We start from the raw sequence: 19,806 nt of genomic DNA on the forward strand, positions 1-19,806 counted from the left end.
GCAAAAGAACAAGGCTCCGCATAGCGGATATCGTCATCAGTGGAGTCGGAGACGCCGGTCGCACCTGGCATTCGGCTGGCAGTACCGCACGCTGCGGGCCAACCGCTGTGGCGACCTTACTGCGCCGATTTCACCCGTCTGGTGAAATGCTGGAGGCGCGCCATCTTCACAGCAATGAACATCCAGTCGAGGGGATGTTCCTGCAAACGTTTCGGCTTGGTGCCACAAGGCCACCGAATCAACGCTTGCCGTCGTGATGGAGGGGTCAACACATGCGAGGAGCGCGCATCCTACCACCCCACTGGTGAGCTGACCAGCTTTTTTACTTTAACCAATATCATCCTGAAACTTGCACTTGTTCACTATTGGTCTAACCTGAGAGGTGCCTCACGTTGTTCACGAACTTCAAGGAGTGATGCATATGAACTGGGATCAGATCGAAGGCAAATGGACCGAAGTAAAAGGCAAGGCGCGTTCCAGCTGGGGCGAATTGACCGATGATGAGCTGACGCAAATCGGCGGCAAGAAAGACCAGCTCGTGGGCAAGCTTCAGCAGAAATACGGGCTGGCCCGTGAAGAAGCCGAGCGCCGTGCAGACGAGTGGGCCGACGGCCTCTGATCATTTCGGCATTGGCGCTGTACAGGCAGGCCAATGCGTATCCATTTTCCAATAGATGACTATTTGGCTGATTCAATAGCAACATGGAGAGAAGCTATGCGTAAATCACTACTGACAACGGCTATCGGCACGGTACTTCTGGGCAGCATGGCAATGGGCGCCCACGCACAGACCGAGCCACAGGGCATGTATTCAGCCGAAGACATTCTGGATGCTGACGTCTACTTCGCGGGCGGTTCCGGCGAAGAGATCGGTGAGGTAGAAAACATTCTTTTCGATGAGGAAATGCGCATCACTGCACTCGTCGTCGAAAGTGGTGCCGTACTGGGCCTGGGCGGACGTGAAATCGTCGTCGGTACCGACCACTTCACGCTGGAAACCCACACCGAAGCGGATGGCGATACCGAGCACCGGATCATGCTCCAAGCCACGTCCGAAGAAGTGGAAGCCTTTCCTACTTACAACCACGACTGGTGGGAACAAACCAAGGCAGGCGCACGCGATGCATGGGAAACCACGCGTGATGGCGCGCAAAGTGCCTGGCAGTCCGCCCGTGACGCCGTTAACTCCAACTGATATGTTTCCCGTCTAGCGATACGTACGCAATGGCCACCCCATCGGGTGGCCATTTTCGTGAGTGGTCGCACGGATTCAGCGACGGCGTACTCCCTGCCCTGGCAGGCGCTCACGGTCATGGGGGCGCTGAAAGTCCAACGCTGGCCCGGCGGGGACGATACGAGTCGGGTTGATGGTGTCGTGACTGTAATAGTAGTGGCGCTTGATGTGGTCCAGGTTGACGGTGTCGGCAATGCCCGGCCACTGATAGAGCTCACGCACGTAGTTGGACAGGTTCGGATAATCCTCGATGCGTTTGAAATTGCACTTGAAGTGGCCGTAGTAGACCGCGTCGAAACGCACCAGCGTGGTAAACAGACGAATATCGGCTTCGGTCAGCCATTCTCCCGCCAGGTAACGCTGCTCTCCCAGGCGCTTTTCCATGCGGTCCAGCGCGTCGAACAGCGCAGTGACATGCTTCTCGTACACCTTCTGCTCAGTGGCAAAGCCTGACTTGTAAACCCCGTTGTTGATGTGGTCGTACACATCGGCGTTGACCTCATCGATGACAGCACGCAGGTCGGAGGGATAGAAATCCAGCGTATTGCCGGTCAGCTCGTCAAAGGCATGGTTGAAGATGCGCAGGAGTTCAGCCGACTCATTATTGACGATGGCGCTGCGCTGCTTGTCCCACAGCACCGGCACGGTCACTCGCCCCGTGTACTGCGCGTCGGTCATGGTATAGAGCTGGTGATGAAACTCGACGTGATTGATCGGGTCGCCGCTGGAGCCCTCGTCCTGGTGATAGGTCCAGCCCTTGTCCAGCATGAGCGGGCTGACATGGGAGACGCCGATCAGGGGCTCCAGGCCTTTCAGTTGACGCATGATCAACACACGGTGTGCCCAAGGGCATGCCAGGGAGATATAAAGGTGGTAACGATCCGCCTCGGCAGGATAGCGCTGGGTCTCGCCCTCCAGCACGCTGCCACTGTCGGCAGGATTTCCTACCCAGTGACGCAGCTGTGCCGACTCACGGACGAATTCCCCGCCGTGCTTTTTGGTGTCGTACCACTGATCGACCCACTCGCCGTTGACCAATAACCCCATGGTGTTTCTCCCGTTGCGAACGTATGAAATGGCATGTTTACAGCATACGCTCGACGGGAGAGGGCTCAAGCGGATGTTTTACCGCCTTTCATTCGAGGGAATCGAATGTTGGCTGCACGTCTCCTTGACGGACTGCCTCAACGCAGCGGCCATGGCATGAGCCGCAGGCCCTGCCCGGTCACGATCACGGAAGATAAGCTGCACCGGGACTTCCCGCACGCCTCCTGCACTCAGCGGCAGCGGCTTCAGCGCACCACTGGTCAGCTCTTCGAGGATACGGGTTTCAGGTATCCAGGCGAACCCCAGACCACGCTTGAGCATGTCCAATGACGTGCCCACATGGCTGACCGTCCAGCGCTGCTCGGCCTTTAGCCAGCCTGCATTGGTCGATTGGCGCAGCGCCGAGTCACGCACAACCAGCTGGCGATGCTGGGCCAGGTCACGCAGATCCAGCGCGCGCCCCAACTGATGCAGCGGGTGGCGCGGATGAGCGACCGCCACAAAGCGCACATTGACCAACGGCTCGCCGAGAAACCCCTGGGCTTCGATGGCGGTGACCACCAGGTCGGCACGTCCGTCATAGAGCATTTCGGTGCCGCCATTGAGCACGCTCTCATGCAGCTGTACGCGCACTTGAGGATACGTTTCCGAAAAGCGCTCCAGCGCCCTGGCCTGAGCCGCTGCGGGAAAGATCTGATCGATGGCGACGACGATTTCCGCTTCTAGGCCTGCGGCCAAACGCGAGGCCACGTCCTCCAGCGACGCCGCACTCTCGATCAATTGTCGCGCACGGCGCAGCAACAGTTCGCCTGCTTCCGTCAGCCGCACTTGCCGCCCCACGGGCTCCAGCACCTGGATACCCAGCTGCTCTTCCAATTTGTGTACCGCATGGTTGAGCGTAGAGGGGCTTTTATGGATCGCCTCTGCCGCCCTTGCAAAGCCACCGTGGTCGACCACGGCGGCGAGCATCTGCCACTGTGCAAGTGTTACCCGAGACATTTCGATTTCCTCGACGCTAAACAGCGAAACAAACCGCTTCACCTTCGAAAAAACAACACATAGGATGCCAGTAAAACGTCGAGAGTACGTGGCCTGACAGCAAATTTTGCACCAAGGGCTAATACGCGGGCTCACAGGAACATCGCCGTGTTTCAAAAAACAAACATACAGAAACAAAAAAACACATTCTAAATATTAGCAATTACCCTCAAAAAGCCACGTTTGCGAGGTCGGAGGGCGTTTTGGGCGATGCGCTTTCCTGGCCCGTGAAAAACGTCCGTTTCAAGCGCTCATTTTGGTCGGTAAGTGCTTAAAATGCCGTTTTAATTAGACACAACTTACGCACATCTTTAATAACCCTTCATTTGCGTCTATGGTTAAGAAGATGATCACGCCATGCGGCGGTCATCGAAGGCAGTTTACGCCGTTACTTTTGTTAGCGAACGGCGTTCGAGAGCGGTTCTCATTGTCGAATATTTGCATATTTCGACAGAAGTATGTTTTGTGTATGGATATACAGTCTATTCACCCCTGCCTCCTTGGGGTATGGTTCCCGAGTTTGCTCACTTTCTTGTTACGTTTACTTCACAAATTCGGCGGTCCATTTACCCATGTTGCGAATCCTCCATTCGCTGCCCCGCACGCATAAATTGTTACTATTACCAGTGGCCACCATGGTCACTGTGCTGGGCGCACAAAAGCTGGTGACGACGTATAACGACCTGAATCAACCTCACACACCGCTGGAGAGCGTACTTGTTCCTCTCCCCAGCGACTCTGCTCCTGGTGTCCCCTCGCTGCGGCAAGAGCGAACGCCTGTTGCAGAAGCGATCGATCGCGCCTCCCGCGCCCTCGACGCCACCCGTGACCATATTCCCCTCAGCGAATTGGCAGCAACCGAGATCGTCGACCTCGACGTGATCACCAGCGCCGAAGCCTCCATGGCCAGCGTGCCTCCCCTGGCCGTTGCGCTCGATGACGGCGCGCTGCACATGGCCGTGATCGTGGGCACTCTTGCAAGCGGCATGCTCAATACCGACCCGACCGTCGACATTGCTGATGCTACTTCCTACGAAGATTACGATATCGAGCTGTTCGACGATATTTCCTTTCTCGAGCGCGAGCTGGCCGCTGAAGAGCCCTTCGTGCCCGAGTGGCAGACGCATATCGTCGAGTCTGGTGAAACCTTTGCCGTGGTTGCTCAGAACGAGCTGGGGCTAGGCTACAGCGAAGTACTGGCGCTGCTGGAAGACATGCCCGACCAGCGCCTGCTGACCAACTGGCGCGCCGGCAACAGCTTCGATTACCAGCTGGATGAAGAAGGCCGACTGCTGTCGCTGCGCATGATGCGCAACACCCGCGACGGCATTTTGCTGGAACGAGACAGCGAACACTTTGCTATCACCACCATCGAACGCCAGGGCGAGCCGGTACAGCGGCTTTACGCGGGTAGCGTGAGCGGCAGCTTTGCACGCTCTGCCCAGGCTACCGGCCTGAGCAGCAGCTCGGTCACCGAGCTGACCCGCCTGTTGGAGAAGAAACTCGATTTCCGTCGCGACAGCCGCCGGGGGGATCAGTTTCAGGTATTGGTCGAGTCTGACATGATCGATGGCGAAACGCTGGATTCACGGGTGCTGGCGGTCAAATATGACGGCGAGCGCATGGATCTGACCGTGGTGCGCAACCCTTCCGACGACAACTTCTACACCCCGGAAGGCAACAGCCTGGACCCGGCCTTTGCCCGTCGCCCGTTCGAAGGCAACTATCGCCTGAGCTCTCACTTCAACCCGCGCCGCCTTCACCCGGTGACAGGGCGGGTCAGCCCGCATAACGGCACCGACTTTGCGATGCCGATCGGCACGCCGATCATCGCGCCTGCCAACGGCCGCGTGGAGCGCGTGGGCAATCACCATGCGGCAGGACGCTATATCGTGATTCGCCATGATAACGGCTACCGCACGCGCTACCTGCACCTTTCGCAGCCGATGGTGAGCCAGGGCCAGCGTGTCGACATGGGTGAGCGCATTGCCCTGTCCGGCAATACGGGCCGCAGTACCGGCCCTCACCTGCATTATGAGGTCATCGTCAACAATACGCCGGTCAACGCCATGACCGTCGAGCTGCCTGAGAACACCAGCCTGAGTGGCGATACCCTGATCGCCTTCCAGCGCCAGGCAGAACCGGTATTGGCAGCACTGGAGAGTGGCGAGACCGGCACCATCAGCGTGGCTAGCAATCAGAGCAGTGACGACGATAGCGACACCGTTCAGTAGTTCTTTCTTTCGTAGCTCTTTGACTCACCGTGTTAAGCCGTTCGACAGGCCGCCCCAAGGGGCGGCCTGTCGCTTATGTAGCATACGTGGAAGGGGGATCAGGCGTCGCGAGCGGAGAGCGCCGATAGCAGGGCCGGGTCTCGGCGGTAGATATCATCTCGAAACTCTACCTCCCCCTGGGGGTTGGGCCAGGCGGTGAGGTAATGCAGCGCCACGGGAATGCGCTGAGGCAGGTTGACGTTCTGATCGCTGCGCCCACTGTTCATCAGCGCATTGAGCTGATGACGACTGCCGCTGTCCTGTAGCAGCATCTGGGCGAACTCCGCCACGCCTTCCACCCTGACGCAGCCAGAACTCAACGCCCGTTGATCCCGCTGAAACAAGCCGCGTGCCGGCGTGTCGTGCAGATAAATCATGTCGTTATTGGGAAAGCGTACCACGACCCTCCCGAGAGGGTTACGGCTACCCGCCACCTGACGCAGCATGACGCCTCCAGGGCGCTGCCAATCGATGCTCTGGGCATCCAGCGCTTCTCCTGAGGGGCTCAACACCTGGATGTTCTGCTGGGCCAGATAACCGATATCCTCACGTACCCGTGGCAACACGTCTTCCCGCATGATGGTAGGCGGTATGGTCCAGCTGGGGTTGATGGTCAGATGACTGATCGTGGAGTGAATGACCGGCGTTTCACGACGCGGTGTGCCCACGACCACTCGCGCATCCCACTGCTGACCGTCAGGCCGCAAGTAATGCAGCCGGTAGCCCGCAATATCGACCCACACCCGAGGCTCGCGCTGCAAGGAGGGGCGTATCCAGCGCGCACGTTCCAGGTTGACCCGCAACTGATCGACCCGTGAAGCCACCGGCATGTTCAGCGCCAGCCGGGTACGCTCCCCCACGACACCATCTTCCTGCAACTGGTGGCGGCGCTGAAAATGCTTCACTGCTTGCACCAGGGTGTCATCGAACAGCTGCTGGTCACGCTGCGCCCCCTGCACGCCAATCATCGGGTAGGCGCCGCTGTCGGCTCCCAACAGCCCCGAGGCACCCCACAGGGTCAGTCGTTGGCGCAGCGTGACCACATCCGGGTCTCGGTCGCCGGGGCGCAGCGAAACCTCTCTGCCGGGCAGGTAAGGCACGCTGCCTTGCTCAGCCAAGTGACGGTAGGTGCTCAATGCCTGACGAAGCTGGGCGTACTCGGGTGAGCTGGGCCGGGCCATGGCCAGCGCCGACTCGACATCGTGGCGCTCCACGGCGCTCAGTACCCGAGGCAGCGCATAACTGCGCTCTGGGCGCGAGGCATCCCAGGGGGAGCAGGCTCCGCTGCCACCGCCAGCAAGGGGCCGGGCAGGACAAGGCCAAGCAGAGCGCCTATCGCCCATTGTCTTAGTCGCGGATGATCGTTCATCGCCTCTCCTTGCGTTATGATGCAGCGCTGTACGGCGCTGATGCCCAATGATATCGGCAGTTCCCATTACCGACCGAATAGCCTGACGCTCCCTTTCAGCATAGCTGCTTGCGCCTGTTCGTGGTCGTTTCTGGTGGGGGCTTATCGCACTTTTGGCAGGATGACACTCGATGCTCTCACGCTTGTATACCCGTTTCCGCTCTGATACCCCCCGTTTTTTGACCCTGATGACCGCCACGAGCCTGTTACTTGGCGCTTCTCCACTCCAGGCTGCCAGCTTTTATACCCAGGTCTCTTCCCAGCCCCCCATCGGCGTGTCGCCCCTTCATCATCAGTTGCAACAACTGGCGCCTGGCGCCTCCGGTGAGGCGCTCCGCCTGGCCGCACAAGCCATCGCTTGTGCCGACCCCTACGCCGAGCGCCTGGCCGTCATCGACTACTCGCTGCCCTCCACGGAGCCTCGCTTGTGGGTCTTCGACCTGCACCAGCACGCCTTGCTGTTCGAAGAGCTGGTGTCCCATGGCCGAGGGTCGGGTGATGCCGTGGCAGAAGTGTTTTCGAACGTCCCGGAAAGCTTTCAATCCAGCATTGGGCTGTTTCGCACCATGAACAGCTATTACGGGCGCAATGGCTACTCGCTGCGCCTGGAGGGCCTGGAGCCAGAGGTGAACGACCTCGCTTTCCAACGCGCGATCGTGATTCACGGGGCAGAGTATGTGAGCGAAGAGTTCATAGCCCAGACGGGACGACTCGGGCGTAGCCATGGCTGCCCTGCCGTTCGCGAAGACATCACCTACCCGCTTATCGACAGCCTCAAGGAAGAGCAGTACGTATTTGCCTACTATCCCGATGAAGAGTGGCTGGCGACCTCTTCCTTCCTGCGCTGCGGCCAAGATGACCACCTGCAGCTCGCACAGATGAGATAACCCGTTACGGCCAGACGACCCGCTTACTCCTTTATGGCGCCTAAAGCGTGATTTTCATCGCGAGACACGCTTTTTCCCAGGCAAACAGGCCATCTCCTGCAATAATTTGATACAAAAGATCACAAACCATTGCACGGCAGGTGTCTCATGTTTGCCTTCATGCACCCTTACCAAACCATCCGTCGTCTGGAACAGGAAAACGCCGCCCTGCGGGCCGAGCTGGCCATTGCTCGCAGTGCTCAAAGCTGCCGCACCCTCAGCTTGATGACGCCTTTCGAAGCCATCAGCCTGCTGCAAACCAAAGGGGCTCGCATGCTGGAGTCTCTCAGCAAAGGGGCTGCCGATCATGCTCAACAGCTCGCCAGTGAGCGAGCCACGCTGAACGATATGTTCGAGCAGCTTCATGTGGCCGAACAGACAACCCAGACACTGCACCAACAGCGGCAACGCCTGGCGCAGGCCGATGCGCATTATGCCGCGCCGTTTGCCAGCGAAGCCGCACTCCAGTCCCTGCGCAAGATTGCGGTGGAACTGGCGCGCAGCGCTGGTCATGCTCATGCTCTATCGGTCAACGCCTCACTGGAAGCAGCCCATCACCCTGCCTCAACGCAGCCAACGCCGGTATGGCCGGTGATTGCTCAGGACATACAGCATATCTCCGAGCAAACTCAGCGGCTTGCCCAGCAGTTGGAGCAATGGCTGGAACAGGCAGGCCACAGCCTGAAAGAGGACGCCCGAGTACTTGCCCATCAGCGGGAAGTGGCCAATGCCCTGGCCTGCACGGCCGACACAGCCGAGCGTGTGATTACACAGCTCAGTGACCGTGCTCGGCATCTCTATAAAGTCATACATCACGGCACCACCACGGCTTGTCTGGAGGCCGCCAAGCTGGAACACGCCGTCTGGAAAAGTCATATCTACCATCAACTGCTGTCAGCCAATGTCGATGAACACCCGAGCGACCACCAGCACTGCGCCCTGGGCTGCTGGTACTTTACGGGCGAAGGCCAGCGCTATCAGCGGATGGACGCCTACCGCGCCTTGGCCGTCCCGCACCGGCGCTTCCACGAAAGCGGCCTGGAAGCACTGCGGCTGGCCAGGCAGGGAGACCACACGGGACAGTTGGCCGCTCTGGCCCTCATGGAAGAAGCGAGTATCACGTTGGCCGAACAGCTGGATCGGCTCATGGAAGAAGCGGTCTATGACACGCCCTTGCCCTCCCCTACGCCATTGACGGGAATGCCATAACCGATACCAGCGTGGATAGCCAGGCTACCGAACGTGCTCATTTATGCCATGCTTAGGGGCAGGTTATTAGCCACTATGGGAAGGATCACATGGCATCAGCAAAAAAGCTCGACCTGGCGCTTCAAGGCGGCGGTGCTCACGGCGCTTATACATGGGGCGTGCTGGACCGACTACTCGAAGATGACCGAATCGACATCGAGGGCATCAGCGGCACCAGCGCGGGGGCCATGAACGGCGTCGTCATGGCCGACGCGCTGACTCGGGGCGGCAAGGAGACGGCTCGGCAAGCGTTGCGAGATTTCTGGAAAGCCGTCAGCCGAGCCGGCATGGCGAGCCCCATCCGCCGCTCCCCCATGGACGTACTGACCGGCAACTGGAGCCTGGATAATTCACCGGGCTATGTCGCCATGGACCTGATGACCCGCCTGGTATCCCCTTATCAGCTCAATCCGCTGAACCTGAACCCCTTGCGAGACATCGTGGCGTCGCATATCGACTTCGACCGTGTGCGCCAGTGCGACCAGCTGAAACTCTTCGTCGCGGCGACCAACGTCCGTACCGGCAAGCAGCGCGTGTTTCGTCGTGAAGAGATGAGCGTCGATGCCGTCATGGCGTCGGCATGCCTGCCGTTCATGTTCCAGGCCGTCGAAATAGACGGCGAAGCCTTTTGGGATGGCGGCTACATGGGTAACCCTGCGCTGTTTCCCTTGATGGAAGAGTGCAGTGCCCGGGACATCCTGCTGGTACAAATCAACCCCATCCGCCGTGACGAGCTGCCCACCACGGCCTCAGCCATCATGAACCGGCTGAACGAGATCACCTTCAACGCGGCGCTGATCAAGGAAGTCCGCATGATTGCCCTGCTCAAGCATGCACTGGAGGAGCAAGGCATCGAAAACTGCTACCAGCAGGCTCTGTTTCATCGCATCAGTGGCGACAAGGCACTGGAGAGCCTGTCGGTATCCAGTAAGCTCAATGCCGAATGGCCGTTCCTGTGCCACCTGTTCGACCAGGGCAAAGCGGCTGCAGAGCTATGGCTCAACGAGCACTTCGAGGCGATTGGTGAGCGCTCGACGCTGGATATCGACGCCGTGTACCTGCATGGCTAGTCCTTCAAGAGCAGGCACCCTCTGATATTGCGCCAACTTGGCGCACTCGACTCGGCGCTACTGCCCCAATCGAGTGCGCCCCTGCTCACTCCCCTTGGCACCACACCCCCAGCGCACCCATCGTTATTCATTAAATCAATGTTTTATATTTAAAAAATGGCTAGTGGCGAATTATTTGCTTGGTGATTTCCAGTGTTATAGGCGTGGACCAGGCCCAGCCGGGTACGAGTGCGTCGAACCTGACCTTCAACGATGAAGGCATGTTCCCGTCTCTGTGCAGTGCCCTTGGCGTTGTGCGTTGACGAACTCGTTCCATGCTACCCGAGGCCACCCATGAACATCCGCCACAAAGCCAACCGTATTCGGCTGCTCGATTTCTCCACGCCACAGATGCGGGCATTCCACATGTCCTGGTTTGCCTTTCATATCTGTTTTTTTGGCTGGTTCGGCATCGCCCCGCTGATGGCTGTCGTACGTGAAGACCTGTCTCTTACGCAAACCCAAATCGGCAACACCATCATTGCTTCCGTGGCGATCACCGTGGTGGTCAGGCTGCTGATCGGGGTGCTCTGCGACCGCATCGGGCCGCGCAAGACCTATACGGGACTGCTGCTGTTGGGCTCCATTCCCGTCATGGGGATCAGCCTGGCCAACAGCTTTGAAACCTTTCTGCTGGCTCGTCTGGCCATTGGCGCCATTGGTGCGTCTTTCGTGATCACCCAGTACCACACCACCATGATGTTCGCCCCCAATGTGGTGGGCACCGCGAATGCCACCAGCGCCGGATGGGGTAACCTGGGGGGCGGTACGACGCAAATCCTGATGCCACTCATCTTCTCCGGAATACTCATGCTGGGCGTCAACGAAGCGCTGGGCTGGCGGCTTGCCATGCTGGTACCAGGGGTCGTGCTGTTTTTGACGGGTATCGCCTATTGGTACTTTACCCAGGATGCCCCGGATGGCAATTTCAGCGAGTTGCGTGCTCGTGGAGAGCTACCGGAAGCCAGCGGCGAGTATGGCGCAGCGCAGAGCTTCATGGCTGCCGCCAAGGATATTCGTGTCTGGGCGCTGTTTGTAGTGTACGGGCTCTGCTTCGGAGTAGAGCTGACTATCAACAACATCGCCGCCATCTATTTTTTCGATACCTTTGATCTCACTCTGGCCACGGCGGGGCTCATTGCAGGCCTGTTCGGGCTGATGAATATCTTTGCCCGCACTCTGGGCGGCGTCTTTTCCGACCTGTTCGCCAAACAGGCGGGCCTCAAGGGGCGTGTGCGCTGGCTCTTCATTGCTCTGATCTGCGAAGGCATTGCGCTGATTGCGTTTTCGCAGATGCACGTGCTCAGCATGGCGATTGGCATCATGCTGGTGTTCAGCCTGTTCGTGCAGATGGCGGAAGGTGCCACTTACGGGGTCGTCCCCTTCATCAACAAGAAGGCGCTGGGAGCCGTGGCCGGTATCGTTGGTGCCGGGGGCAACATTGGTGCCGTCTCCGCCGCGTTCTTGTTTCGTAATGAAAGCCTCAGCTACCAGCAAGGGCTCTTTTATCTGGGCATTACCGTACTGCTGCTGGCTTCTTGCGTGTTGGTGGTACGCTTCAGCGATGCCACCGAGGCCGAGGAAGCCAAGGCCTACCGTGAGGCCGCCGGTGATCGTCATGAACAGGGCGCTCTCTCTTTACGCTAGCAGTTAAGCAGGCGCGTCTCTGGTCATCCAGTGAGGCGCCGTCTTTTCAGGCGGCGAGTAACAAGGAACTACTATGTCTTCTGCCCAACAGCTACTCTTGACCGCGCTGCGCTGTGATATCGACAACCTTCATCATTTGGCCACCACCGCCGATATCGTCAGCGATATCAGTCAGTTCATCCACGTTCTGCAGCGCGAACGGGGCGCTTCGACCATTTATCTGGCTTCCCAGGGGAAGCGTTTCAAGGCACGCCGCGCCACCTACCTCGAACATAGCCAAAGTGCCGAGGCGGCCATGCGCCAGCGGCTGGAAGCTCTGGGCCAGGAAGTTCGCTCACAGGCAGAGGCCAGGCTGCTTCGCCGCATAGCGGGTGTGTGGCAAGCCCTGGATGAACTTCCGGCGCTGCGCCGCGCCATCGATCAGTTCACGATTTCGCCGGATGCGGCCACGCAGGCATTCAACCACTTGATCAGCGGGTTGCTGGCCATCGTTTTCGAAGCCGCCGACACGGCCGTAGACCCCGACATTACGCGGGCACTGGTGGCCATCTTCCATCTGATGCAGGGCAAGGAGCTGGCCGGGCAAGAGCGCGCCTGCGGCGCCTTCGGGTTTACGCTGGGGCACTTCGATGACGCGCACCGTGAACTGCTCAACCAGCTGATGGCCGCGCAGCAGCGCTGTTTCGACACCTTTGCCGAATTTGCCACCGCCGAGGCGTTGGCCACCTGGCAGCAGGCGCTTTCGCCCAAGACGTTGGCGGGCATCCGCGAGCTTCGCGATATCGCCTGCCAGCGCGCCAACGCGCCCATAGGCGTCAGCGACTCGCTGGGCGAAACCTGGTACGAACTCACCACGCTGCGGCTGGATACCATCAAGGCGGTGGAAGATACGCTCAACACGCAGCTGACCGCCCTGTGCCATCTCAAAATCGCCGAGGCCCGCAGGGCTCTGGAGCACGCCACCAGCACCCCGGGCCATCCGCTGCCCGCCCCCTGCGAGCAGCTGCTCATGCTGGCCCCCTCGCAACCGCTGGGCGACCTGACGGCCAGCGCGCTTCACTCGCCGCTCAGCCGGTCGCTGATCGAGCTGGCTCAGGCTCAGTCCAGCCGGCTGCAGGGCTTGAGCGACGAGCTGGAAAATACCCGCAAGGCCCTGCGAGAACGAAAGCTGATCGAGCGTGCCAAGGGGCTGATCATGGCCCACCAGGGCATGAGCGAAGAGGAGGCGTACCGTTTTCTACGCAAGACCTCCATGGACCAGAGCCGTAGCATGGCCGACATGGCCCAGTCGATTCTCGACCTTTCAGCGATGCTGCAGCGTAAAGATGACAAGCGCCAGCGCCATTGATGGCCGTCTGGCACCTTGCAATTTGCCAGGGGCACCCGCATAAACGGTGTATTCGAAAGCGTGCTAATAAATCAAGCCGCTTGACCATGACCGTTTAAGCAGGTGTCACCATGAGCCAACTTGCCAACACTGCGCTGTCTGTTCTGGACCTGGCGCCCATTCGTCAAGGCGGCAGTGCCGCCGAGACCTTTCAAGACAGCGTGGCCCTGGCCCAGCACACGGAGCGGTTGGGCTACCAGCGCTACTGGCTGGCCGAGCATCACAATATTGCGGGTATCGCCAGCGCCGCCACGGCCGTGCTGATTGGCCACGTGGCAGGGCAAACGTCCACCATTCGCGTTGGCAGCGGCGGCATCATGCTGCCCAACCACCCCCCACTGGTGGTGGCCGAGCAGTTCGGCACCCTGGAGACACTCTACCCCGGCCGGATCGACCTGGGGCTGGGCCGTGCCCCTGGCTCGGATGGCGCGACCATGCGTGCCATTCGGCGGCACGCCCAGTCGGGTGTCGATGACTTTCCAGAACAGCTGGAAGAGCTGCGCCGCTACCTGGGCGAAGCCCAGCCCCAGCAAACCGTCAAGGCCGTGCCGGGCCAGGGCACCCATGTGCCCATCTGGCTGCTCGGGTCCAGTGGCTACAGCGCCCAATTGGCCGCCAGGCTAGGGCTCCCCTTCGCCTTTGCTGCGCAGTTTGCGCCGGGCTATCTCTTCGAAGCGCTGCGCCTGTACCGCGACCAATTCCAGCCCTCCGAGCATCTGGCAGAACCCTACGCCATGGTAGGATTACCCGTGATGGCGGCCGACAGCGACGACCTGGCCCACTATCTGGCCACGACTGCCCAGCAGAAGTTTCTCAATTTGATTCGCGGCCGTCCAACGCAGTCACAACCCCCGGTCGATCATCTGGACTGGAGCCCCATGGAGCGCGCCCAGGTCGCCCAGTTTCTTGGCGCGGCCATCATTGGTGGCCCTGAAACGGTCAAGGAGCAGCTGGCCGACTTCCAGGCACGTACCGGGGCCAACGAGCTGATGATCAACAGTGACTTCTATCAGCACGCGGACCGCCTGCGCAGTTATGAGATCGTCGCGTCAGTCGTCAAGGACGCCTGACACGTTCACCTGGTGACTTTCAGCCTTTGGCAATCAAGAAAGCACCTGCCGCCAGCATCAAGGAACCTGCTGTGCGGTTGGTGCCCTTCTGGGCGCGTTCGGATTGGAAAAAGCGCCGTGCCGACGAGGCAAACGACGCCACCAGCATCAGCCCCATCATCAAGCCCACCAGGGTAAGCCCAACCACCAGCAGCATGTCGCCATGGTTCAGCGTGGTCAGGTCGATGAAGGTGGGTAGAAACGCGATATAAAACAGGATGACCTTCGGGTTGGAGGCCGAGATCAGGAACCCTTGGGTCAGCCCCTTGAGGGCCTCACGAGCGGATGTGGCCGCCACGGGCGCACCGCCTTCCAGGCTCGGGGGCGTGACGCTGGCCGTCCACATTTTCCAGCCCAGATAAAACAGGTAAGCCGCGCCCACATAGCGCAACACGGTGAAGGCTTCACCCCAGTTTTCTGCCAAGGCAGCCAGCCCATAGAAGGCCAGCATCAGATAGATGACATCACTCACGGTCATGCCCAACGCCAGCGGCCAGCAGGCGCGCACGCCTTGGGACATCCCCTTGGCCAGCAGCGCAAAGATACCGGGGCCAGGAGTAATGGCGAAGACGAAGATCGCCACGAAATAGGTCAGGGCACTCTCGAGGGTCATGTGACGGCTCCCCATCTTTCGGTTGACGCTTACAGGCATCCGCTTATGCTAGCGTATGCCATGTCTTGTATGCAGGAATACTCATGCAGCGTTTTGCATTTACCCCGATGACCCGCGACGATTTCGCCCTGTTCTGGCCAACGTTCCAGACCATTGTAGCGGCACAGGAAACGTACGCGATAGACCCCGACATCACCTTTGATGATGCCTACCACCTATGGTGTACGCTGCCGCTGCACAGCCTGGCCGTCAAGGACAAGCAAGGTCAGCTGCTGGGGGCTTATTACCTCAAGGCCAATGCCGCAGGCCCCGGCAAGCATGTCTGCAACTGCGGCTATATGGTGACACCCCATGCACGCGGCAAAGGCGTGGCCCGCGCCATGTGCGAACACTCTCAGGTGCTGGCCGGTGACGCTGGCTTCGAGGCGATGCAGTTCAATGCCGTCGTGGCCAGCAATCACGTCGCGGTCGCCCTGTGGCAGCGGCTGGGGTTTGCCATTGTCGGCACCGTACCCCAGGCGTTTCGCCATCCGTCGCAGGGGCTGGTGGACACCTATGTCATGCACAAGCGGCTGGTGAAAGATGCCTAGTACAGTGGGCCAGCCAGTTTACTTCGCGCGGATGCTTACGATTTGAGCTCTATCCCGTATTCACGGGGGTGAACCACGCCTTCCAGCTTGCCTATTTGCGGCATGTCCTCCTTCCCCATCACGGTATGCATATTGGTATCGGGGAAACGCAGGTTCTTGACGACCTGAACCTGGGTGGGCATGCCTTTGCCATCGATGTCCATGATCCACGCCAGAAAGCCCCCCGAGAACTTCGCCAGACTGCCAATGGGATACAGGCCGTAGGCCTGAATATACTCCACCAGAATGGTTTTATCGTACGCCCTGTCCGCTTCATAAATCATGCGATAGGCGTCCAGAGGCGTTCTGGGTGGTATGCCATTGCGACCGTGGGTCAGTTTGTTGACGGCCTTGATGACACTGAGCAGGCGAATCAACTCGGATAACTGATCGCCGCGTTTACCCTTCGGGTAGCCGGAACCATCCAGACGCTCGTTGGCATTGTCGATAATCTCCTGACACACCGGACTGGGGCTCCAGTCGAGCTCCATGAGCCTCTGGCGCAGTGCCGACACATGCCCGCGCAGAATCTCCTTCTGTACAGGGTTCATGTGTACTTTCAACGAGGGCAACTGAGGCCCCACCAATAGCGGTTTGCCCATGTCATGTATCAAAGTGCCCAGCATCGCTTCGCGAATCTGGGGGTCATAAGGGTCTCTGGTCAACAGCATATCGGCCAACTGGCAAGCCGCTTGTACCGCATGGCGCACCCATTCGGGTTCATCTCTCAAACAGGCAAGCGCAAACATCAGAGCCTTGCGGTCCAACTCGATCAGATAACGCAGGGTGTCAACGCAGTCGTAAAGCACCTCACCGGGGAATGCATCATGCGTCTTGGTATACATCAGCCCCACCTGCATATGATGCGATACGTCGAGCACGCCTTTTTCCATGGGCGTCTGGCGTGAGCGTTTGTCTCGCTCCAGGGCCTCACGCTGCTGAATTTTCTTCTCTTTGGCACCGGCAATGAACAGCGTCGAATGGTAATCCATCTTGTCGTTTGCCCCTGTGCGGTAACCAGCTTCGTGTTCGGCTTCGGTCACGTATCGAAACAAGGCCTCCGACTGGGCTGCCGAAAGCCGCACGAATTGAATCCCTATCGCCGCATGGCCATGATGCCCAAAAGGGCGAATGTGACGAACACACCCTTCTGCAAAAAAACTTTCGCCATTGGGAAACTCGAGGGTGACACCAGGAATCTCCTGATCGACGCTCAACGCCAGACAATCCGTCAGACGCGTATCGACCAGACACCCGCCCACCGACAGGTTGCGCACACGCCCATCGATACTGAGCTGATGGGGATAAACTTCGAGATTGACGCGCGCCTGCATGCCCAGAATGAACGGTATGCGCATGGCACCTCGGTGATCATGAATGAACACCGACTCAGGTAGCTGGCACTCGAAACGGTAATGAGCTCGATCGGTCTTGAGCAACTTGGCAGCCACATTGGAGAGGCTGTAGGCCTCGCGTTCCAGCAGGTACTGCCCTTTCACGGCTTCGATATCGAGATTGACACAGCCCTGCCCAAGATAGCGCTCGATATGCTGGCCTGCGTACTCGGCTTCCAGCACCAACCTTCCCGTCAGGAGATCCAATTCCGAGACGGCGGCGATCAGGGGGCTCGGCATGCCGTCAGAGTGAATGGAGAGCTCATGGGTATGCTGGAGCAAGGCGCGAATGACCTTGGCAGAAGGAAACTCATAACGGCTCTGGAGTAGCATGGGACACCTCTATTATCAGGGAGGTTTTTTCCATGTAGACAGCCCGAAAAATTAACTCTTTGTTTTTATTGAATTATCACCAGCTTCCAAATACTGCTGAGCACCGCTGACACGACACAATTTTTCACATGGGCTGATTACCCTAGCGTAGGCCAAGCGGAGAAAAACCACACGCATCATTCAAGGCAATAAGGGCATGAATGTGGACACCATAAGCCCTTTTTCGGTATCCATGGTTGAGCACATGCCTGCATCGTTAAAGTAGCCCTTCCTAAAAAAGACAAACTCTATAGTGCTTATAAAAAAACCTCACACATTACCCAAATCCATTAAAGCAAATATAAGTTAGCCAACTAAATATCAAACCAAGACAACACTACATAAATTATGACAATAAAAATCAAACAATTACCAAAAGAAACAAATTCACTAAAATACGCCGACAAGCTATAGCACTTTATAGTTTAAAACAAGAATTTTAATTTATGTTAAAACCAATCAAACAACTGCTATCTTGAAGCACCCACATTAACGTCACTTCAGGCGTTGGGTCACAAAAGGAAAGGGACATGCAAAATCTATCGGTCAAACGGCTGATCTCAGGGGCCTTGGTAGCGCTGCTGATCATGCTGGTGGTGGTAGGTGGCTTGGGCTACAAGGGAGAGCGCGAAGCCGCTTTCAGTCTCGAAGAAATAAATCAAATCAGTGCTCAGCAGTCTAGCGCGGCAGCGCGAGCAGAAGCCAATCTGATGGAGATGCGCGTTCGCCTGGAGCGTCTGTCGCAACACTACGCAAATGGCCTGGAGAGCCGCGTAGCGACTGCGTTGGGCCATGCTCAGGCGAGTCTGTCGGTTGCCGATACACGGATGGCAGGACTCAATAGCGTGCCCACGACGCCTGGCACGCAGCGGCATACGTATTTAGCCGCCATTAATGAAGCCTACAACAATATAACTCGCCCCGAGTTCAGAAGCGATTTGGCCAATGGAAATTATAGCGAGCTAATAAATTACAAAGAAACGATCAACGACGGCTTCGTTGCCTTTGGAGATGCCGTCAGCAACTTCAATAACTATGCGCTCGATCGAGGAGAGGAAGTCACCAGTGAAACATTACGAGATAGTCAAATATTGGGAATCACTGTCGGTATTCTAGTGCTCACGGCACTCGGTATCTATGCCGTGATGCAAGTGACCATCAATCGACATTTGGTATCGCCACTACAGCGGGCTGTACAGATTTGTGAAAACATTGCCAAGGGCGACCTGACCAGCCATATCGAAGCCCGCGGGCGCAATGAGATGGGCCGCTTGTACAGCGCCATGGACGACATGCAGGAGCGTCTGGAAGAGATGATTGGCACGCTGAACCAGAGCAGTTCCGCCGTGGCCAGCAGTTCACAGCAAATTGCCAGTGGCAGTCAGGACCTGGCGTCACGCACCGAGCAGCAGGCGGCGGCACTCCAGCAAACCGCCGCCAGCATGGACGAGATCTCTTCCATCGTGCGCCAGAATGCCGACACCGCCAGCCAGGCGGAGCTGTTGACCCAGGACGCATCACGCAAAGCCGAAACGGGCCAGCATAAATCGCAGCAAACCAGCCAGTTGATGCATGGGCTGGAAGAAAGCTCCAAACGGGTCAATGAAATCATTCAAGTGATCGACTCCATCGCCTTCCAGACCAATATCCTGGCGTTGAATGCCTCCGTGGAAGCAGCCCGTGCAGGCGAACATGGTCGTGGCTTTGCCGTCGTGGCCAGCGAAGTGCGCTCGCTGGCCACCAAAACCTCCAACTCCTCGAAAGAAATTCGCACCATGATCGAGGACATCTCCCAGCGTATCGTGGAAGGGGCCAACCAGGCCCAGGAAAGTGGCGAAAGCATGGAGGAGATCAACCAGGCGATTCTGCGCGTCACCGACATGATGCAGGAGCTGGCCCTCTCGGCCAAGGAGCAGGAAGCCGGCATCAGCCAGATCAGCACCGCCGTCTCGCAGATGGATTCCGCCACTCAGGAGAACGTCTCTCTGGTAGAAGAGACCAGCACTGCCTCCGCCTCATTGCAGGACGAAGCCTCACGACTGGCCGAGCTGGTCAGCGAGTTCAAACTCAAACGCGCCAGCGAGCACCACGCCAACACCGGACTCCCGCTGTCGGTACAGCGAGCGTTCCAGGTCGCCTCAGCGCCTAAACTAGCATCTCCTACCCACCGCTCCACCACCCCGGAATGGGAAGCGTTCTGACATTGGCTATGTTACTTAGCCCTATACAGTAATACTTGAACAAAGAGAGCCCTTGCAGGCTCTCTTTATCCTGAATCCGTGAAGCCGGCGCCGACACTTTCCCTATCACCGCCAGCGAGCACTTTTTGATCATTCGCCCCGTGCAAGTTGGCTTTCGCAAGCCCGTTATTG

Annotated in this window: 16 protein-coding genes; 11 read left to right on the plus strand and 5 right to left on the minus strand. The window is 58.4% G+C overall.

The window, feature by feature from the left end; genetic code table 11:
- Positions 1-421 precede the first annotated feature (421 nt).
- Complete coding sequence (locus IE091_RS16500) at positions 422-619, plus strand: CsbD family protein (protein ID WP_096922455.1); 198 nt, start codon at positions 422-424, stop codon at positions 617-619.
- Positions 620-715: 96 nt separating this feature from the next.
- Positions 716-1,195 carry a PRC-barrel domain-containing protein gene (locus IE091_RS16505; RefSeq protein ID WP_039176785.1) on the plus strand — a complete coding sequence of 160 codons (480 nt, stop codon included), beginning with the start codon at positions 716-718 and terminating at the stop codon, positions 1,193-1,195.
- A gap of 75 nt (positions 1,196-1,270) precedes the next feature.
- Here IE091_RS16505 and IE091_RS16510 read toward each other — a convergent pair whose 3' ends face one another.
- Both IE091_RS16510 and IE091_RS16515 read right to left on the minus strand, forming a co-directional pair.
- Positions 1,271-2,281, minus strand: a complete 1,011-nt coding sequence (locus IE091_RS16510; RefSeq protein ID WP_189464149.1) for a glutathione S-transferase family protein — start codon at positions 2,279-2,281, stop codon at positions 1,271-1,273.
- 78 nt (positions 2,282-2,359) lie between these two features.
- Positions 2,360-3,280 (minus strand): LysR family transcriptional regulator, encoded by a 921-nt coding sequence (locus IE091_RS16515; RefSeq protein WP_039176791.1) that lies wholly within the window; start codon positions 3,278-3,280, stop codon positions 2,360-2,362.
- Positions 3,281-3,891: 611 nt separating this feature from the next.
- Here IE091_RS16515 and IE091_RS16520 point away from each other — a divergent pair.
- A complete protein-coding gene (locus IE091_RS16520) occupies positions 3,892-5,553 on the plus strand; it encodes a peptidoglycan DD-metalloendopeptidase family protein (RefSeq protein WP_039176794.1) in 1,662 nt (553 codons plus the stop codon).
- 98 nt (positions 5,554-5,651) lie between these two features.
- Here the strand turns inward: IE091_RS16520 and IE091_RS16525 are convergent, their stop codons facing one another.
- Positions 5,652-6,935 carry a L,D-transpeptidase family protein gene (locus IE091_RS16525; RefSeq protein WP_229800874.1) on the minus strand — a complete coding sequence of 428 codons (1,284 nt, stop codon included), beginning with the start codon at positions 6,933-6,935 and terminating at the stop codon, positions 5,652-5,654.
- Positions 6,936-7,131: 196 nt separating this feature from the next.
- Here IE091_RS16525 and IE091_RS16530 point away from each other — a divergent pair, with 196 nt between their 5' ends.
- From IE091_RS16530 to IE091_RS16555, 6 genes are all read left to right on the plus strand, one after another.
- Positions 7,132-7,887: a murein L,D-transpeptidase catalytic domain family protein gene (locus IE091_RS16530; protein ID WP_096922452.1), complete on the plus strand. Its 756-nt coding sequence runs from the start codon at positions 7,132-7,134 to the stop codon at positions 7,885-7,887.
- Positions 7,888-8,034: 147 nt separating this feature from the next.
- The gene (locus IE091_RS16535; RefSeq protein ID WP_039176802.1) at positions 8,035-9,135 is read left to right on the plus strand and encodes a CZB domain-containing protein; all 1,101 of its coding nucleotides are present in this window, start codon (positions 8,035-8,037) and stop codon (positions 9,133-9,135) included.
- An 89-nt stretch (positions 9,136-9,224) separates the two neighbouring features.
- Complete coding sequence (locus IE091_RS16540) at positions 9,225-10,244, plus strand: patatin-like phospholipase family protein (RefSeq protein ID WP_096922450.1); 1,020 nt, start codon at positions 9,225-9,227, stop codon at positions 10,242-10,244.
- A gap of 333 nt (positions 10,245-10,577) precedes the next feature.
- Positions 10,578-11,930, plus strand: coding sequence for a NarK family nitrate/nitrite MFS transporter (locus tag IE091_RS16545; RefSeq protein WP_016914702.1), 1,353 nt, complete (start codon positions 10,578-10,580; stop codon positions 11,928-11,930).
- 73 nt (positions 11,931-12,003) lie between these two features.
- The gene (locus IE091_RS16550) at positions 12,004-13,278 is read left to right on the plus strand and encodes a nitrate regulatory protein (protein WP_189464151.1); all 1,275 of its coding nucleotides are present in this window, start codon (positions 12,004-12,006) and stop codon (positions 13,276-13,278) included.
- A gap of 110 nt (positions 13,279-13,388) precedes the next feature.
- Positions 13,389-14,387 (plus strand): LLM class flavin-dependent oxidoreductase, encoded by a 999-nt coding sequence (locus IE091_RS16555; RefSeq protein WP_189464152.1) that lies wholly within the window; start codon positions 13,389-13,391, stop codon positions 14,385-14,387.
- Positions 14,388-14,406: 19 nt separating this feature from the next.
- Here the strand turns inward: IE091_RS16555 and IE091_RS16560 are convergent, their stop codons facing one another.
- Positions 14,407-15,039 carry a LysE family translocator gene (locus tag IE091_RS16560; RefSeq protein WP_096922446.1) on the minus strand — a complete coding sequence of 211 codons (633 nt, stop codon included), beginning with the start codon at positions 15,037-15,039 and terminating at the stop codon, positions 14,407-14,409.
- Positions 15,040-15,122: 83 nt separating this feature from the next.
- Here IE091_RS16560 and IE091_RS16565 point away from each other — a divergent pair, with 83 nt between their 5' ends.
- Positions 15,123-15,629, plus strand: a complete 507-nt coding sequence (locus tag IE091_RS16565) for a GNAT family N-acetyltransferase (protein WP_189464153.1) — start codon at positions 15,123-15,125, stop codon at positions 15,627-15,629.
- Between the two features lie 35 nt (positions 15,630-15,664).
- On the opposite strand, the gene IE091_RS16570 is transcribed toward IE091_RS16565, so the two are convergent.
- Positions 15,665-17,395, minus strand: a complete 1,731-nt coding sequence (locus IE091_RS16570; RefSeq protein ID WP_189464154.1) for an HD domain-containing phosphohydrolase — start codon at positions 17,393-17,395, stop codon at positions 15,665-15,667.
- Between the two features lie 569 nt (positions 17,396-17,964).
- Between IE091_RS16570 and IE091_RS16575 the strand changes: the two genes are divergently transcribed.
- The gene (locus IE091_RS16575) at positions 17,965-19,635 is read left to right on the plus strand and encodes a methyl-accepting chemotaxis protein (RefSeq protein ID WP_189464155.1); all 1,671 of its coding nucleotides are present in this window, start codon (positions 17,965-17,967) and stop codon (positions 19,633-19,635) included.
- Positions 19,636-19,806 lie beyond the last annotated feature (171 nt).

The sequence above is a fragment of the Vreelandella hamiltonii genome, from assembly GCF_014651775.1.
GTDB classification, from domain to species: domain Bacteria; phylum Pseudomonadota; class Gammaproteobacteria; order Pseudomonadales; family Halomonadaceae; genus Vreelandella; species Vreelandella hamiltonii.

Excerpts from the sequence above, each read along its gene's own strand:
- IE091_RS16500 (WP_096922455.1), top strand. The coding sequence starts at position 422 with ATGAACTGGGATCAGATCGAAGGCAAATGGACCGAAGTAAAAGGCAAG.
- IE091_RS16505 (WP_039176785.1), top strand. The coding sequence starts at position 716 with ATGCGTAAATCACTACTGACAACGGCTATCGGCACGGTACTTCTGGGC.
- IE091_RS16510 (WP_189464149.1), bottom strand. The coding sequence starts at position 2,281 with ATGGGGTTATTGGTCAACGGCGAGTGGGTCGATCAGTGGTACGACACC.
- IE091_RS16515 (WP_039176791.1), bottom strand. The coding sequence starts at position 3,280 with ATGTCTCGGGTAACACTTGCACAGTGGCAGATGCTCGCCGCCGTGGTC.
- IE091_RS16520 (WP_039176794.1), top strand. The coding sequence starts at position 3,892 with ATGTTGCGAATCCTCCATTCGCTGCCCCGCACGCATAAATTGTTACTA.
- IE091_RS16525 (WP_229800874.1), bottom strand. The coding sequence starts at position 6,935 with ATGGGCGATAGGCGCTCTGCTTGGCCTTGTCCTGCCCGGCCCCTTGCT.
- IE091_RS16530 (WP_096922452.1), top strand. The coding sequence starts at position 7,132 with ATGCTCTCACGCTTGTATACCCGTTTCCGCTCTGATACCCCCCGTTTT.
- IE091_RS16535 (WP_039176802.1), top strand. The coding sequence starts at position 8,035 with ATGTTTGCCTTCATGCACCCTTACCAAACCATCCGTCGTCTGGAACAG.
- IE091_RS16540 (WP_096922450.1), top strand. The coding sequence starts at position 9,225 with ATGGCATCAGCAAAAAAGCTCGACCTGGCGCTTCAAGGCGGCGGTGCT.
- IE091_RS16545 (WP_016914702.1), top strand. The coding sequence starts at position 10,578 with ATGAACATCCGCCACAAAGCCAACCGTATTCGGCTGCTCGATTTCTCC.
- IE091_RS16550 (WP_189464151.1), top strand. The coding sequence starts at position 12,004 with ATGTCTTCTGCCCAACAGCTACTCTTGACCGCGCTGCGCTGTGATATC.
- IE091_RS16555 (WP_189464152.1), top strand. The coding sequence starts at position 13,389 with ATGAGCCAACTTGCCAACACTGCGCTGTCTGTTCTGGACCTGGCGCCC.
- IE091_RS16560 (WP_096922446.1), bottom strand. The coding sequence starts at position 15,039 with ATGACCCTCGAGAGTGCCCTGACCTATTTCGTGGCGATCTTCGTCTTC.
- IE091_RS16565 (WP_189464153.1), top strand. The coding sequence starts at position 15,123 with ATGCAGCGTTTTGCATTTACCCCGATGACCCGCGACGATTTCGCCCTG.
- IE091_RS16570 (WP_189464154.1), bottom strand. The coding sequence starts at position 17,395 with ATGCTACTCCAGAGCCGTTATGAGTTTCCTTCTGCCAAGGTCATTCGC.
- IE091_RS16575 (WP_189464155.1), top strand. The coding sequence starts at position 17,965 with ATGCAAAATCTATCGGTCAAACGGCTGATCTCAGGGGCCTTGGTAGCG.